General features: G+C 74.2%; 15 protein-coding genes and 1 pseudogene. 3 read left to right on the top strand and 13 right to left on the bottom strand.

Annotated elements, in window-relative coordinates:
- Positions 1–51: 51 nt before the first annotated feature.
- The 7 genes from J2X68_RS28420 to J2X68_RS28450 all read right to left on the bottom strand — a co-directional run bounded on the left by J2X68_RS28420 (position 52) and on the right by J2X68_RS28450 (position 5896).
- A complete protein-coding gene (locus J2X68_RS28420; RefSeq protein ID WP_310435429.1) occupies positions 52–984 on the bottom strand; it encodes an aldo/keto reductase in 933 nt (310 codons plus the stop codon).
- A gap of 52 nt (positions 985–1036) precedes the next feature.
- Entirely contained in the window at positions 1037–1903 is an 867-nt protein-coding gene (locus tag J2X68_RS28425; protein ID WP_310435430.1) for a hypothetical protein, read from the bottom strand.
- Entirely contained in the window at positions 1900–2466 is a 567-nt protein-coding gene (locus tag J2X68_RS28430) for a sigma-70 family RNA polymerase sigma factor (RefSeq protein WP_310435431.1), read from the bottom strand. Before J2X68_RS28430 ends, J2X68_RS28425 begins: the two co-directional genes overlap by 4 nt.
- Positions 2463–2627 (bottom strand): hypothetical protein, encoded by a 165-nt coding sequence (locus J2X68_RS28435; RefSeq protein ID WP_310435432.1) that lies wholly within the window; start codon positions 2625–2627, stop codon positions 2463–2465. The genes J2X68_RS28430 and J2X68_RS28435 overlap by 4 nt, the downstream gene beginning before the upstream one ends.
- Positions 2628–2884: 257 nt before the next feature.
- Positions 2885–4210, bottom strand: coding sequence for an aldehyde dehydrogenase family protein (locus tag J2X68_RS28440; RefSeq protein ID WP_310435433.1), 1326 nt, complete (start codon positions 4208–4210; stop codon positions 2885–2887).
- A gap of 136 nt (positions 4211–4346) precedes the next feature.
- The gene (locus tag J2X68_RS28445; RefSeq protein ID WP_310435434.1) at positions 4347–5546 is read right to left on the bottom strand and encodes an RNA polymerase sigma factor; all 1200 of its coding nucleotides are present in this window, start codon (positions 5544–5546) and stop codon (positions 4347–4349) included.
- On the bottom strand, positions 5546–5896 hold the full coding sequence (locus J2X68_RS28450) for a YciI family protein (RefSeq protein ID WP_310435435.1): 351 nt from the start codon (positions 5894–5896) through the stop codon (positions 5546–5548). Before J2X68_RS28450 ends, J2X68_RS28445 begins: the two co-directional genes overlap by 1 nt.
- Positions 5897–5993: 97 nt before the next feature.
- Here J2X68_RS28450 and J2X68_RS28455 point away from each other — a divergent pair, with 97 nt between their 5' ends.
- Entirely contained in the window at positions 5994–7022 is a 1029-nt protein-coding gene (locus J2X68_RS28455) for an acyl-CoA dehydrogenase family protein (RefSeq protein ID WP_310435436.1), read from the top strand.
- A 52-nt stretch (positions 7023–7074) separates the two neighbouring features.
- Here the strand turns inward: J2X68_RS28455 and J2X68_RS28460 are convergent, their stop codons facing one another.
- From J2X68_RS28460 to J2X68_RS40340, 6 genes and pseudogenes are all read right to left on the bottom strand, one after another.
- Entirely contained in the window at positions 7075–8205 is a 1131-nt protein-coding gene (locus J2X68_RS28460; protein ID WP_310435437.1) for a hypothetical protein, read from the bottom strand.
- Between the two features lie 369 nt (positions 8206–8574).
- Positions 8575–9720 carry an LLM class flavin-dependent oxidoreductase gene (locus tag J2X68_RS28465; RefSeq protein ID WP_310435438.1) on the bottom strand — a complete coding sequence of 382 codons (1146 nt, stop codon included), beginning with the start codon at positions 9718–9720 and terminating at the stop codon, positions 8575–8577.
- A gap of 137 nt (positions 9721–9857) precedes the next feature.
- Positions 9858–10115 (bottom strand): annotated as a pseudogene (locus J2X68_RS28470) (acyl-CoA dehydrogenase family protein); the annotation flags it as partial.
- A 7-nt stretch (positions 10116–10122) separates the two neighbouring features.
- Positions 10123–10677, bottom strand: coding sequence for an NADPH-dependent FMN reductase (ssuE, locus tag J2X68_RS28475; RefSeq protein ID WP_310435439.1), 555 nt, complete (start codon positions 10675–10677; stop codon positions 10123–10125).
- A 247-nt stretch (positions 10678–10924) separates the two neighbouring features.
- Positions 10925–11047: a hypothetical protein gene (locus tag J2X68_RS28480; protein WP_310435440.1), complete on the bottom strand. Its 123-nt coding sequence runs from the start codon at positions 11045–11047 to the stop codon at positions 10925–10927.
- A 143-nt stretch (positions 11048–11190) separates the two neighbouring features.
- Positions 11191–11274: a putative leader peptide gene (locus tag J2X68_RS40340; protein ID WP_353693630.1), complete on the bottom strand. Its 84-nt coding sequence runs from the start codon at positions 11272–11274 to the stop codon at positions 11191–11193.
- 136 nt (positions 11275–11410) lie between these two features.
- Here J2X68_RS40340 and J2X68_RS28485 point away from each other — a divergent pair, with 136 nt between their 5' ends.
- Entirely contained in the window at positions 11411–12328 is a 918-nt protein-coding gene (locus tag J2X68_RS28485; RefSeq protein WP_310435441.1) for a LysR family transcriptional regulator, read from the top strand.
- Positions 12329–12418: 90 nt separating this feature from the next.
- Positions 12419–14422, top strand: coding sequence for a hypothetical protein (locus J2X68_RS28490; RefSeq protein ID WP_310435442.1), 2004 nt, complete (start codon positions 12419–12421; stop codon positions 14420–14422).
- Positions 14423–14513 lie beyond the last annotated feature (91 nt).

Genomic DNA, 14513 nt, shown 5'->3' on the forward strand with positions numbered 1-14513 from the left:
GGGGTGATGCCGCCGGGCGGCGGCACGGCGTCCGGTGTTCCGCGGATCCGGTCAGGCGGCCGGATCCGTCTCCGGGGGCGTGCCCGTGCTGCGGTGGGCCGCGTTCAGACGGGTGAGTTCCCCGGGAGTGAGGCGCAGTGCGGCCGCCGCGACGTTCTCCGTGAGGTGGCCGGGGTCGCCGGTGCCCGGGATGGCCAGCACGTGCGGGCCCTGGGCGAGGGTCCAGGCGAGGCGGACGGCGGCAGGGGACGTGCCGTGGGCGCGGGCGGCGGCGAGGACCGCCTCGTCATGCGCGGTGGTGGCGCCCTGCGCTCCGCCGTCGCCCGCGATGGCGAAGAACGGCACGAAGGCGATGCCCTGTTCGCCGCAGACGCGCAGGAGCTCCTCGGTCCCGGGGGCGTGGTGGCCGAGGCCGTAGCGGTTCTGCACGCTGACGACGGGGGCGATGGCCCGCGCCTCGGCGAGGTGGCGGGGTTCGACGTCGGAGACGCCGAGGTGGCGGATCAGCCCGGCGGCGCGCAGTTCGGCGAGGGCGCCGAAGTGCTCGGCGATCGACTCCTGCCGCATCCGGCGCAGGTACACCAGGTCGAGGTGGTCGCGGCCCAGCTGCCGCAGGTTCTCCTCCACATGGCCCCGCAGGTCCTCGGGGCGGGCCGAGGTGCCCCACTCCCCCGACCAGTCGCGGTAGGGACCGACCTTGGTGGCGATGAGGAGGTCGTCCGGATACGGGGAGAGCGCGCTGTTGATGAGCTCGTTGGCGGAGCGCAGGGCGGAGAAGTAGAAGGCGGCCGTGTCGATGTGGTTGACGCCGAGGTCGATCGCCTTGCGCAGGACGGCGATCGCGCGGCCGCGGTCGCTCGGCGTGCCGAGGTGGAAGGCCGCGCTGCCGGTCAGCCGCATCGCGCCGAAGCCGACGCGGCCGACCGTCAGGCCGCCGATGTCCCAGGTGCCCGCGGCGTCCGCGGTGATCGTTGCGGAGGTCATCCGGGCAGTCTCGCACGCGGCGCCGGCCAGCACGCGCCGGCGCCGCGGGCCCTCAACAGGCCACGGTCTCCTCGCATTTGCGCAGCGCCTCCTGGACGTCGCGGCTCCAGTGCCGGGCCGTGCGGGGGGTGGCCGAGGACACCGTGTGCACGGCCGGCTCCCGGCGTTCGGGCAGCGCGCCGGACCTGGCGCGCCGGCGCTCCTTGACGGGCTGCGCGCCGTGCGCGACGACCTCCTCCACGATCTCGGCCAGATCCCCGTCGGGGAGCGGGAGTTCGAGGTCGTCGTCGACGAATCCGACCACGGCGGGCACGTACTCCACCAGCGCCCGCAGCGCCCTGGGCAGTCCCCTCCCGCCGCGGCGCAGACCGCCGAGGACGTGCAGGGCCGTGGCGATCTCCAGTTCGGTGGCCTCCCGGCTGAGCGTGGCGGGGGTGATCTCCGTGTGGCGCAGCCACCAGTCGGCCTCGTCGTCCTCCCCCAGCGAGCGGTGGTGGAGGTAGAGGCAGTACGAGGAGACGGTGTCCGAGGCGCCGGCGCCGTACTGCCACCAGAAGCGGGCGCTGTCCTCGCAGTCGGCGAGGTACAGGAGGCTGCCGAGGATCCGTGCCCCGGAGGGCTCGGGCAGGGAGCTTCCGAGGAAGTTGCCGAGGCCCTTCAGGGCTCCGGGGCGGGTCAGCAGCGCCTCGCAGAGCGCGCGCAGGTCCCGCGCCGCGGGGTGCACGCGCGGGGGCCTGCGGGCCGCCGCGGCGCGCTGCGGGCACACCCGGGCCACGGGCTCGTCGCGGCCGCCCGCCGCGACCCGGGCGGCGATACGGGCCTCCGCGGCCTCGATGTCCGAGCGGCTGTAGGGGTCCGTGGGCATCAGCCGCGCCCCTGCCAGCAGGGTGTCGATGTCGCTCGCGGTGTCGAAGGTCATGACCGCTCCGCCTCCTCCTCGGCGCACGATGTGTAGATCTCCCGCAGCCGGCGTTTGGCATAGCGCTCGGTGGAGCGCACCCCGGCCTCCGTGATCCCCAGCTGGAACGCCACGTCGGCGGTGCTGTACCCCTCGCAGTAGCGCAGCCGGATGACGTCCCGCTGGCGCTCGGGGAGGGCGGAGATCGCCCGGAACAGCCGCAGGTTCTGCTCGATCACCTCGAACGCGTCCTCGGCGCCCTGGAGGGTGACCGTCTCGAAGACGGCCGTGTCCATCAGGGTGGCGCGCCGGCCGCGGGCCCGGGCGTGGTCGACGACACGGTTCTTCACCACCCGCCAGGCGTAGGCGGCGGGGTTCTCGGCGCTCAGTATCTGCGGCCACTGCCGGGCGAGTTGGACGAAGGCCTCGTCCACGGCCTCCTCGGCGTCCGCGCGGCAGCGCAGACAGCGCTCGGCCTCACGCACGTAGCGCGGGCGGTGCATCTGGTGGAAGGCGCTGAAGTCCAGGGGCAGCTTCTCCGGCGCGCGCGGGTTTCCCGCGGGTCGCAACTCCTCCTGGGTCACCGATCGCCTCCCGGGAGCCGGTGGTCCATCTCCCGGACGCCCACCCGCACGAGTGCGGCGACGAACCGGCGCGCGAGGGCGAGGGCTCCGGGTCCGAAGACGCGGAGGGCTAGCACGGACAACGCCACGTCGCGGGCGAGCTGTTCGAACTGGTCGTTCACGGACCCTTCGGTCCTTCCGCTGGGGATGCGGGGCGCAGGGACCCCGGAAGGCATCGGTCACACCTTCTGCCCCCACGGCGTCCGGCGGTGCCGTTTCGTGCACTCCGGATTCGAAAGTCCGATGGATTTGGCCGTTTCGGACTACGGACCGTGCCGTTCCGGGCTAATACCCGTTCCCTGACCGCCGCTCGGCGGGCTACTTCCGCCCACTCCCGTCCGTTTTCGCCCGTTCGCGCGCTGCCCGCGCCCCGCGCCGCTCAGTGGAGCGGCTTGTGCAGCACCGCCTTGCGGTGGCTGAACGTCTCGATGGACCAGCGGCCGTGGTAGCTGCCCATGCCGCTCTCGCCCACTCCGCCGAACGGCAGGTCGGAGACGGTGAGATGGGCGAGCGGCAGGCCGTGTCCCAGTCCGCCGGAGGAGGTCTCGGCGGCGATGCGGCCCCGGGTGTCGCCGGACTCGCTGAAGACGTACAGGGCGAGGGGCTTGTCGCGGTCGTTGATGAACGCGATCGCCTCGTCCAGGCCCCCTACGGTGACGATCGGCAGGATCGGGCCGAAGATCTCCTCCCGCATCACGGGCGAGCCGGGGTCGACATCCGCGAGGACGGTGGGCGCGAGGTACTTGTCCGTGCGGTCGCTGCCGCCGCCGACCACGATCCGGCCGGAGCCCAGGAGCGCGGCCAGCCGGTCGAAGTGGCGTTCGTTGACGATGCGGCCGTACGCGTCGGAGGCCTGCGGGTCGCTCCCGTAGAGCGTCTCGACCGCGCGGGCCAGCAGGGGTTCGAGGGCCGCCGCCGTCTCCGGGTCGGTGAGGACGTAGTCGGGGGCGACGCAGGTCTGTCCGGCGTTGAGGAACTTGCCGCGGGCCAACCGGTCGGCGACGACGGAGAGATCGACGTCACGGTCGACGAACGCCGGTGACTTGCCGCCGAGTTCGAGGGTGACGGGGGTGAGGTGCTCGGCGGCGGCGCGCAGGACGACGCGGCCGACGGCGCCGTTGCCGGTGTAGAAGATGTGGTCGAAGCGCTCGGCCAGCAGGGCGGTGGTCTCCGGGATCCCGCCCTCGACGACGGCCACCGCGTCGGTGTCGAGATACGCCGGCAGCAGGCGGGCCAGCGCGGCGGAGGTGGCGGGCGCGAGCTCGCTGGGCTTGGCGACCACAGCGTTCCCGGCGGCGAGAGCACCGACCAGCGGGGCGAGCAGGAGCTGCGCGGGGTAGTTCCAGGGCGCGATGACGAGCACCACGCCGAGCGGGTCGACCTGCGTCCACGCGGTGGCGTCGGCGCCGAGGTGGGCCGGGACCGGGGCGGACTCGGGGCGCAGCCACGCGTCGAGGTGATCGAGGGTGTGGTCGATCTCCCGGACCGTGAAGTCGATCTCGGTGCGGTACGCCTCGACGGAGCTCTTGCCCAGGTCGGCGTGGAGGGCGTCGGCCAGGTCGGCGCCGCGCTCCGTGAGCAGCTCGCGCAGGCGGCGCAGCTGCTCCGTGCGCCAGGCGACGGGCTTGGTGCGTCCGGTGCGGAAGGTGGCGCGCAGGCGGGCCACGACGTCGGCGGGCTGCTCGGGAGTGGCGGCGGTGGTCACGGTGCCTCACTGGGGTGCACGGGCCTCACGGCCCTGGGGTGTCGGCGCGAGCGGTCGGTCCGCTCTCGGCGCGAGCGTGCAGCTCGATGTATATGCCAACCTTTCATGCACCAAAATACATTCCCGGGACCGGCGACTACGCACCGACGTCTCCGGTGAGCGCGCGTCTGCGCCGGTCGAGGAAGGCCCGTTCCGCAGGGCTCTCGCTCAGCGCGAGGGCCGCCCCGTAGGCCTCCGCCGCCGCGGTGACCCGGTCCAGGCGGCGCAGCAGGTCGGCCCGGACCGCGTGCCAGACGTGGTATCCGGCGAGGTCCAGGGCGTCGACGAGGGCGAGGGCCCGGCCCGGGCCTTCCGTCTCCGCCACGGCCACCGCCCGGTTCAGCGCCACGACCGGGCTCGGGGCGCGCTCCATGAGCTGGTCGTACAGGCGCAGGATCTGCCGCCAGTCGGTGCCGGCGGCGGTCGTCGCGTCGCTGTGGACGGCCTGGATCGCCGCCTGGATCTGGTACGGCCCCGGCCGGTCGCGGCGCAGACAGCGCCGGACGAGCGCCTGCCCCTCGGTGACCAGGTCACGGTCCCATCGGCCGCGGTCCTGCTCGGGCAGCGGTACGAGGGCGCCGTCGGCGTCCTCCCGCGCGCCCCGACGGGAGTGGACGAGCAGCATCAGCGCCAGCAGCCCGGTGACCTCGGGCTCGTCCGGCATCATCTCGGCGAGGAGCCGGCCGAGACGCAGGGCCTCGGCGCACAGGTCCGGATCGCCGCCGTACCCCTCGTTGAAGATCAGGTAGACGACGGCGAGCACGCCGTTCAGCCGGTCGGGCAGGTCGGCGTCGCGCGGCACGCGGTACGGGATGCGCGCGTCCCGGATCTTCGCCTTGGCGCGGACCAGCCGCTGGGCCATGGTCGGCTCGGGGACCAGGAAGGCCCGGGCGAGGCGGGCGGTGGTGAGGCCGCCGAGGAGCCGCAGGGTCAGGGCCACCCGCGCCTGTGGCGCCAGCGCGGGATGGCAGCAGGTGAAGATCAGTCGGAGCCGGTCGTCGCGCACGGGGCCCTCCTCCGCGGGCGGCTCGGTGGCGTGCAGCAGGGAGGCCTCGGCGTGCCGGGCGTCCCGCGTGGACTCCCGGCGCAGCCGGTCGACGGCACGGTTGCGGGCGGTGGTGATGATCCAGCCGGCCGGGCTCGGCGGCACACCGGTCCGGGGCCAGTGCGCGACGGCCGTGGTGAAGGCGTCCTGCACCGCCTCCTCGGCGAGGTCGATGTCACCGAGGAAACGGACCAGGACGGCGACGGCACGGCCGTACTCCGCGCGGAACACGGCCTCGACGTCGAGGGGCATCAGGCCTCGCCCAGGAAGGGGCGCACCTCGATGGGCAGCGTGGTGGCCCAGGTGGCCCGCCGGCCCCAGTGCAGGGCGGCGTCCAGGTCCGGCGCCTTGATCAGGCAGATCCCGCCGAGGTACTCCTTGCCCTCGGCGTACGGCCCGTCGGTGACGAGGACGTCGTCGCCGTCCGGTCGCAGCACGGTGGCCGTCTCCGGTCCGTGCAGTCCTCCGGCGAACACCCAGGCGCCGGCCTCGCGCAGCTCCCGGTGGAACGTCTCGAGATTGCGGCCGATCTCCGCCATCCCCTCGGCCGACGGGGGCTCGCCCTCGCTGGGCGTGATCACGCTGAGCAGGTAGTGCTTCATGACGTCCTCCATGTCTCGTGCCGTGCTGTCACCTCCTACACGAACGGCGGCCCCCCGGATCGACACCCCGCGCCGCACAAGCGGAAGAATCCCGCCCATGACCGCACCACACCCCCTCGTCGCCCGCGCCCGCAGCCTCGCGGACGAGCTCCTCGCCCCGCACGCCGAAGAGGTGGACCAGAACGAGGTCCCCGCGAGCCATCTCGCGGAGATCAGGCGCTCGGGCCTCCTCGGACTGAACGCGCCCAAGGAGTACGGCGGGGCCGCGGCGCCCGCCGCGGTGGTGCGCGAGACGGCGGAGATCCTGGCCGGGGCGTGCTGCTCGACCTGGTTCGTGCAGGCGCAGCACCACACCCCGGTACTGACGCTGGCCCGGGACGGGGGACCGGCGCGCGAGCGCCTGCTGGGCCCGCTCGCGACCGGTGAGCTGCTGTCTGGGGTCGCGTACGCCCATCTGCGGGCCTACCCGCGCGTCCCCGTCCGGGTCACCCGGGGGCGCTCCGGCTGGCGCTTCGACGGGACGGTCCCCTGGTACACGGGATGGGGCCTGAACGACGTGCTGCTGCTCGCCGGCGTCACCGACTCCGGCGAGGTCCTGTTCGCCTTCACCGAGGCGCGGCGGCAGCCGGGTCTGCGGGCCTCGGCCCCGATGCGCCTCGCCGCCCTCACCGCGGCCCGCACGGTCTCCCTGGAACTGGACGGCCTGTGGCTCCCGGAGGAGGCGGTCGCGCTGCGCACGCCGCACGAGCGCTGGTCGGCGGCGGACCGCCTGAAGACGGTGAACGCCAACCCGGCGGTCTTCGGCCTCACGGAAGCGGCCCTGGGCCTGCTGGACGAGGACACGGCGGCCCCGCTCCGCGCCCGTCTCACGGAGGTCCGCGGCCGGGCCTACGCGCTGGCCGACGGGTCGGCCCCCCACGAGCGTCCGGCGGACCGCCTGGCCCTGCGGACCCAGGCCCACGAGGTGATGCGGGCGGCGACCACAGCGGCGGTGGTGAACGGGGGCGGCCGTTCCCTGCTGCTGACGGACAAGGCCCAACGTCTGGCGAGGGAGGCCCTGTTCCTCATGGTCCAGGCCCAGACGCGGGAGTCGCGGGCGGCTCACCTCGACGTCCTGACCGGCTGACGGGGACGCGCCCGCGTTCCGGTTCAGCGGTCGGCTTCCCGTCCGGGTCACGTCACCGGCTCTCGTCCTGCGGCCCGCCCTCCCGGCCCTCGCCCGGCACGCCGGGGCCTTCGGCCGCGGCGTGCTCGACGGCCGCCGGAGCCACGGCTCTTCCGGCCCTCCCGGACCCGTCGTCGTCGACGACGGTCTTGTCGCTGCCCACCGCGTCCATCGGCCCGCCCACCTCCGACAGCGTCATCTGCGCCCGGTCGTCGACCAGCCGGGTCACCAGGTGCTGGGCGGCGCCGAAGACTGCGGCCCAGGCGAGCACCTGCGCCCTGCTGTCCAGGTCGCTGAGGCCGGGGACGAAGGCGCCTCTGATCAGCAGCACGCCGAGGAACGCGGACAGGGCGCCGGTCGGGAACTTCAGTGCCGCCGACGCCAGGGGGAGCATGTAGGGGGCGCTGGTGCCCCGGATGCGGCGCAGCGAGGCGATGACGGTGAGTGCGGCGCCGACCAGGCCCGCGATCTCGACCGTGAGGATGTCCTGGGGCTGGGCGAGGTCGCTGGGAACGGTGTTCGCCGTCCTGTCGTGGTACTCCGTGCTGGGACAGACGACGTGCATCTGGTTCGGGTCGCCGGCACTGGCCTTGGGCGCGAAACACAGGCTGAGGGAGCGGGGGTCCAGCCAGCCGTAGAGGGCGAGGCCCGCCACGCCGAGGAAGACGAGGACGGTCGCGGTCCAGAGCATGTTGCGCAGGCTCCGCACCCGGGCCAGTTCGGCGTCGAGGTTGCCGTACGCGCTGTCGAGCGCCCGGGCCAGCAGTTCGCGGTCGCTCGGCGTCGGCCCGTCGGAGATGATGTGCCGGATCCGCTGGGCGAGCCTGACGCGCCGGGGGTCGTCCTTGCTCAGGTGCCGCTCGACCAGCGCCATGACCTCGCTCGCCCGGCCCGCTGCCTCCACGTCGGACGCCAGACGGAGCAGCAGCACGTCGGCGCCGCGCAGATTCGACCAGACGCCCTCGCGGGCGATCGAACCGGACCAGGGCCGCCGCCACCCGTACGTCTCGTCGGCCGCGGAGCGGGCCTTGTCGAGATGGCCTTCCACTCCCTTGAGGTAGGCCCTGCGGCAGTCGTCGCAGGGCTGCCGGGCCTCCTCCCGCCTCAACTGCACCTCAAGGCAGGCGAGTCGCGCCTTCGCCAAGGCCCGCCATCGCGACCGCGGTGGCCGGGCACGCGCTCCGAGAAGGAGCCGGCGGCGTGCGCTGTGCCGCGCGCTGCCCCCGGCGACCGCGACACTGCCCATGGCCGGCCTTCCTGTATCGGCGCCCCGGGGGACTATTCACTCATGTGGAGGGCGGGCACGATGCCGGAGAGCGAGTCGCCCTCTCCCACCACATAGAAGTCCGGTGTCGTATTCATACGATCCATGCTAATGACAAGTCGAGAAGAGTTCGAGCCGAAAAGACCCGGAAAACCCCTCGGGCAAGGCCAGTTGAACGCTCCCCAATTGAATATTCGATTGAATGGCCCACGGCATGCCACGCGGTCGCCGTCCGGGCGGAATGCGCGCTCAGCTCACGAAAGGAGCCTGCGCCGGGTGAGCGGGCTGCGCGCGGAACGGATGCTTCCACAGCCCCTCCCCGGCCAGCAGCGGCAGCACGCCCTCCCCGAACCAGTACGCCTCTTCCAGATGCGGGTAGCCGGACAGCACGAACTCCTCGATCCCCACGGCCGCGTACTCCTTGATCAGCCCGGCGACCTCCGCGTGGCCGCCCACCAGCGCGGTCCCCGCGCCGCCGCGGACCAGGCCGATCCCGGCCCACAGGTTGGGATGGATCTCCAGCCCGTCCCTGCTGCCGCCGCCGTGCAGCGCGAGCATCCGCCGCTGACCCTCGGACTCACTGCGCGCGAGCCCGGCCTGGACGGACCGCACGGTCTCCGCGTCGAACCCGGCGAGCAGCCGGTCCGCCTCCGCCCAGGCCTCGCGCGCGGTGTCCCGGGTGATGACGTGGAGCCGGATGCCGAACCGGAGAGTCCGCCCCTGCTGCGCCGCGAGCCCCCGGATCCAGGCGATCTTCTCCGCGACCTGGGCCGGCGGCTCGCCCCAGGTGAGGTAGACGTCGGCGTGCCGCGCGGCGATCTCCCCGGCGACCGGCGAGGACCCGCCGAAGTACACCTCCGGCACCGGATCCGGCACCCGGGCCAGCCTCGCGTCCTCGACCCGGAGGTGCTCGCCCGCCAGGTCGACGGTCTCGCCCTCCCACAACTTCCTGACGATCTGCAGGAACTCACCGGTCCTGCGGTAGCGGTCGTCCTTGTCCAGGAAGTCCCCGTAGGCCCGCTGCTCGTGACTCTCGCCGCCGGTGACGACGTTGAGCAGGAGCCGTCCGCCGGACTGCCGCTGGAAGGTGGACGCCATCTGCGCGGCCAGCGTCGGCGAGACGAAGCCGGGCCGGAACGCCACGAGGAACTTGAGGTGCTCGGTGTGCTGACCGACCATCGCGGTGGTCAGCCAGGCGTCCTCGCACCAGGCCCCGGTAGGGGTGAGCGCACCCACGAACCCGAGGTCCTCCGCGGCGCGGGCGATCTGGCTCAGATAGGCGACCGTCGGCGGCCGGTCCCTCCCGGAGGCCGTGGCGGGGGTGCCGTGGCCGCCGCCGACGACGTGGCGGCTGTCGCCGTTGGTGGGGAGGAACCAGTGGAAGGTGAGGGACACGTGGGGTCTCCGATCAGGAACGTCCGTCTGCGGGTCTGCGGGTCTGCCGAGGCAACGGGTGCCGGGGCGCCGGCCTCCGGGGCGCTGGACCCGCGGTCGCGTCTGTCGGCCACCGGGCCGAGGTGGTCCGTCGCGGGCGGGATCTGGGCGATGCTGCCGTCGGCGGCGCCGAGCAGACGGAAGATCTCCGCAGGCGTCAGGGCGCTCACGTCCGCCCCGCCGTGGTCGGCGGGGACGGTGACGGCGAGCAGCCCGGAGGCCGACAGCGCGTCCAGCCCGGCCCGGGGCAGGCGCCGTTCGCTGTCGCGGGCCCGGGCTCCGGCGCGGAACTCCTCGGCGAGCGGGGCCGCCACGGCGAGTGCCTCGGCGTCGTCGGCGATCACATGGGCTGACATCGTGCGCTCAGCTCGCCGCGACCAGGTACGGCGTGCGGCCGAGCGCGGCCGAGAACTGGTCGACGACATGGGTGAGCGCCTCGGTGGCCGTCGGGGCGACCGTGACCGATCCGTCCTCGTGGGCGGTGATGTCCTTGTCCAGGGTGAACCAGCCCTGCACGATGTGGGCCGCGCCCATGGAGTTGAGCACCGGACGCAGGGCGTAGTCGATGGCGAGGACGTGGGCGGTGGAGCCGCCGGTGGCCAGGGGCAGGACCGTCTTGCCGGTGAGCGCGTACTGCGGGAGCAGGTCCAGAAGCGCCTTGAGGACGCCGGAGTAGGACGCCTTGTAGACGGGGGTGCCCACGATGACACCGTCGGCGCGCGCGAAGAGCTCGGTGGCCTCGACGATCGCGGGGTGGCGGAAGTCCGCGCCGAGGAGGGCCTCGGCCGGGACGGTGCGGACGTCGAGCGGGATCACCTCGTGCCCCTGGAGGGCGAGCCGCTGGTCGAGGTGGCGCAGCAGACGGCCGGTGCGGGAGGAGGCGGAAGGGCTGCCGGAGACGGACAGGACGGTGGCCATGGGTCCTCTTTCGAAGGAGCCCGGGGCACCCCGGCAGGGCGGGGCGCTCCGGTGGGAGCGGTCAGGAGTGCCAAGTGCCGGGCGGGTTCGGGCGGTCCGCCTTCGAGGACCCGGCGGGCGGACCCCGCGGCGCTCCTGTGCGCCGGGGTCGTGGAGCGGTCGGGGACGGTCAGACCCGCGCGGGCACGGACTCTTCGCGCGGGTACGGGAGTTACGGCTCCGGTTCGCGGACGAGCGGCGTGTCGCGCTAGCCGACGTACTCGGCCTCCTCGTGGTCCTGCGGGAACCCGAGGAGGAAGGGGTGGACGCCGAGCTTCCCGCAGGCGGCATCGGGGAACCGGCAGGCGCATTTCACGGGCTCGGCGGACATGCGGAACTCCTGGTGCGGATTGTTTTCGGGCACGCCGAACTCACGGGCGCACCGGCGCCCAGGAGCGCGGACGCCAAGAGATCGGCGGGCGCGGTGAATTCAGGCGGGAAAAGGCGAAAGCGCGGCGGATCGCGGGGAGGTGATCAGGCCGCGGCGCAACAGGAGGCGCTGGAGACGCGCGCGAGGTCGACATGGCGTCGCCGCGTGAGGTCCAGTCGCATCATCATGTCGTCGATCGTGGCAGCCGCCTCCGACGGCAGTCAAGGCAAACCCGACCGGTCTCGCATCGCGGACCATTGAATTTCACGAAGGTGTGACAGGTAACCCTTGAACGGGCCCCGGACGGGCCCGCATTCTTCCGTCGTGCGTACGGAACAGCTGGAATACAACGCGGCGGTCACCCGGCTCGGTTCACTGCGCCGGGCGGCCGAGGAACTCCGTCTTTCCCAGCCGGCGTTGAGCGAGACCGTGCGCAACCTGGAGCGTGAACTCGGGGTGGACCTGCTGGAGCGCAAGCGGTCCGGCGCCACCATGAGCGCGTCGGGCAGGGAACTGCTGCCGCACATCATCGGGGTGCTGGACGCGGTGGACCGGCTGCGCTCGGCGGCGGGCGAGCAGCACCGGATCAGCCGCATGGTGCGGGTCGGCACGGTGAACGCCGCGACCGTGCCGCTGCTCATCCCGGCGGTCCGGGAGTTCCGCGCCGCGCATCCCGTGACCCAGGTGGAGGTGGTGGGCGCCCAGCAGACCGACATCCACCGGACCCTGCTGGAGGGCGGGTTCGACCTGGGTCTGGTCAATCATCTGGAGGGCGACGACGAGCCCGCCGAGCTCGAGTCGACCGAGCTGCTGCGCGGCCGGCCGGTGGTGTGCGTGCGCCCCGACAGCCCCTTGGCCCGCGCGCCGTCGGTGTCGGTGGACGACCTGCTCGGCGTACCGCTGATCGGGATGCGGTCGGGCTACGTCATGCATCGCTACGTCCACCGGCTTCTGGCCGGGCGGGGCCTGTCCTTCGCCTACTCCACCAACGGGGCGGAGATGGGCAAGCTGATGGTGGCCGAGGGGCTGGGCGCGACGGTCCTGCCCGACTTCAGTGTGATCGGGGATCCGCTGGAGCGGCGCGGAGCGCTCACCCATCGGCCGATCAGCGGCGACACGACCCGGGTGCTGCTGATGCTGCAACGGCGGCGGGCGGAATCCGTGCCCCGGGCCGCCCGGGACCTGCACGAGGTCTTCGTCCGGACGGCGCGGACCCTGTGCGCGAGGCCCGAGGCGCACTAGTCGGGTGACCTGCGGGGTGACCGTCCCATGATTCACTCGTTTGACGGAGCGCAAGGGCAGTACGTCACCGGTCCCGGAGGTGCCCGCTCGATGCCCCGTCTTTCGTTCCGTCGGCCCCCCGGCGCCGGCGCCGCGGGCGCCCAGGTGCTGCTCGCCGAGTCCGCCCTCGTCGAGCGGTACGCCGATCTGGTCCGGCTCGCCTATCTGGTCCTGCCGCCGTCGATGGGCCGGCACCGCCGGGTGCTGGCCGCCCACGGTCTGGTGCAGCGGGCCCTGCCGGGCGGCCGTCCGGGCCCGGTGCGCGCGACGGTTCCCGCGCCCCGCCGGAAGGCGGGCGGAGCCGACGCCGCGCTGGACCTGCTGCGGGTGGAGGTCCTGCGGACCGCGCTGGCGCGCGCCCGCCGGCCGCGGCGGTGGCCCGCCCGGCTGGCCACGCCCGCCGATCTGGTTCCCCGTCTGCCGTTCGTGGTGGGACTGCGCCTGTTCCCGCGCTTCGGCGGGGTCGAGGAGATGGTCCTCGGCCAGGCCCTGGCCGGGGTGTCCGCGGACGCGCGCGCCGTGTTCGTGCTGCGGCGGCTGGACGGGCTGCCGGACACGGCGGCGCGCGAACTGCTCCGGGCCGCCGGCTCGGCCGACGTCGAGGCCGCGGTGCGGGCGGCGGCCCGCCTCGACGCGTCCGCCGGCGCTCAGGCGGCCACCGCGCTCGCGGCGTCACGGGAGTTCGACGCCTGCACCGTCCAGGCCCGTCCCACCGACCTGCTGCGCCGTCGGCGGCGGGTGCGGCTCGCGGGTGCGGCGGGCGCCGCCGTCCTGCTGACCGTTGCCGCGCTCACGGTGGCCGACCGGGTGACCGTCCCGAGCGAGGGTCCGCGGGACGCGGTGCCCGCCCGGTCCGTCGCGGCCGTGCCCCGGCCGGTGGATCTGGTGCGGACTCCCCCGGACGCCTGGGCGCGCACCTCGCGGGTGGACTTCACCGCCTGGCCGGCCCGCGGCGCCCGCACGGACGACGAGGCGTTGCTCGCCCGCGCGCTGACCGTGTGGGCCCGTCCACCGGCCGGTACCCGTCCGGCCTATTCCCCCGCCACCGCCGAGGACCCGCCGCCCGCCTCGCCCCGGTTGCTGTACGCGGGCGACGTCGGCGACCGGGCGGTCGTGCTCCTGTTCGACGGGATGCGCCTCGCCCGGTACGGGGAGCCGCTCGGCCCGGAGGGACCACGCACCCTCGACGTCTCCCGGGCCGACGACGCGGACGTCACCACGGCGGCCGCGGTCGCCGTGGACGTGCGGGACGGCGCGACGCGCTATCTGCTCGCGCCCTGGGTCGCCGAGGCCCGCACCCGCGACCTGTCCCGGCCAAACGTTCCGGCACGCCCGCTGACGGTGGCGCGGGACGGTCTGACCGCGCCGGTGCCCACGCTCGACGGCGACTGCGCCGGCGCGGGGGTGCTGCAACTGCGGTCCTCCTCGCGGATCGTGGAGGACCACGCGTTCCTGCTGGCGGGCCTGGGCGGCCTGTCGCCGGTGCACCTCACCTACACCCCGCTGCCCGTCCGCGGTGCGCCGCCCGCGCGCCAGCCGCGTGAGGCGACCGGCCCCGCGGCCCTGTCGGCGTGGAGCCGGCTGGGCTGCGGGGGCGGCGCGTTGCGCGGGGGCGGCGGCGTACGGGCCGTCAACGCCTGGGACTTCGCCGAGCAGCGGCTGCCGGACGGCGGCGGGACCGCGGTGTGGACCTGCTCACGCGCCGACACCTGGCGGGGCGTGGGCGACGTCCGGCTCTCGCTGCGGACGGCCGGGGCGCCGGCCCGCGCGGTGGCCTCGGAACACTCGACGGCCGCGTGCAGCCGGTTCGGTCAGCACATCGTGGTCGGTGCGCGCTGGCGGTCGCCGGCGGGCCGCTGGTACCTGCTGGCGGCCGGGAGCCGTGCCGTCACCGGCATCACCGTCACCGAGGGCCGTACCGGGGGCGTCAGCGCGTCCGTCGCCGGGCGCACCCTCGCGGTGCCCGCGCCGCGTGACGCCCGCTTCCGGGTGACGGCCCGGCTGGCGACGGGCGGGACCCTCGACGAGACCGGTCACCGGACCGGTCGGCGTTGAGGGCCGGCCGCCTCGCCGGACCGACCGAGGGGGACCGGCCGTCGCCGGGGCCGGCCGAAGAGGACCGACCGGCGTCGGGGGCCGGCCGCGG

The organism is Streptomyces sp. 3330, assembly GCF_031456635.1.
Taxonomy (GTDB): Bacteria; Actinomycetota; Actinomycetes; order Streptomycetales; family Streptomycetaceae; genus Streptomyces.

Coding starts and splice junctions, on each gene's coding strand:
- J2X68_RS28420 (WP_310435429.1), bottom strand. CDS start 984: ATGACCTCCGCAACGATCACCGCGGACGCCGCGGGCACCTGGGACATC.
- J2X68_RS28425 (WP_310435430.1), bottom strand. CDS start 1,903: ATGACCTTCGACACCGCGAGCGACATCGACACCCTGCTGGCAGGGGCG.
- J2X68_RS28445 (WP_310435434.1), bottom strand. CDS start 5,546: ATGCCCCTCGACGTCGAGGCCGTGTTCCGCGCGGAGTACGGCCGTGCC.
- J2X68_RS28450 (WP_310435435.1), bottom strand. CDS start 5,896: ATGAAGCACTACCTGCTCAGCGTGATCACGCCCAGCGAGGGCGAGCCC.
- J2X68_RS28455 (WP_310435436.1), top strand. CDS start 5,994: ATGACCGCACCACACCCCCTCGTCGCCCGCGCCCGCAGCCTCGCGGAC.
- ssuE (WP_310435439.1), bottom strand. CDS start 10,677: ATGGCCACCGTCCTGTCCGTCTCCGGCAGCCCTTCCGCCTCCTCCCGC.
- J2X68_RS28480 (WP_310435440.1), bottom strand. CDS start 11,047: ATGTCCGCCGAGCCCGTGAAATGCGCCTGCCGGTTCCCCGATGCCGCC.
- J2X68_RS40340 (WP_353693630.1), bottom strand. CDS start 11,274: ATGATGATGCGACTGGACCTCACGCGGCGACGCCATGTCGACCTCGCG.
- J2X68_RS28490 (WP_310435442.1), top strand. CDS start 12,419: ATGCCCCGTCTTTCGTTCCGTCGGCCCCCCGGCGCCGGCGCCGCGGGC.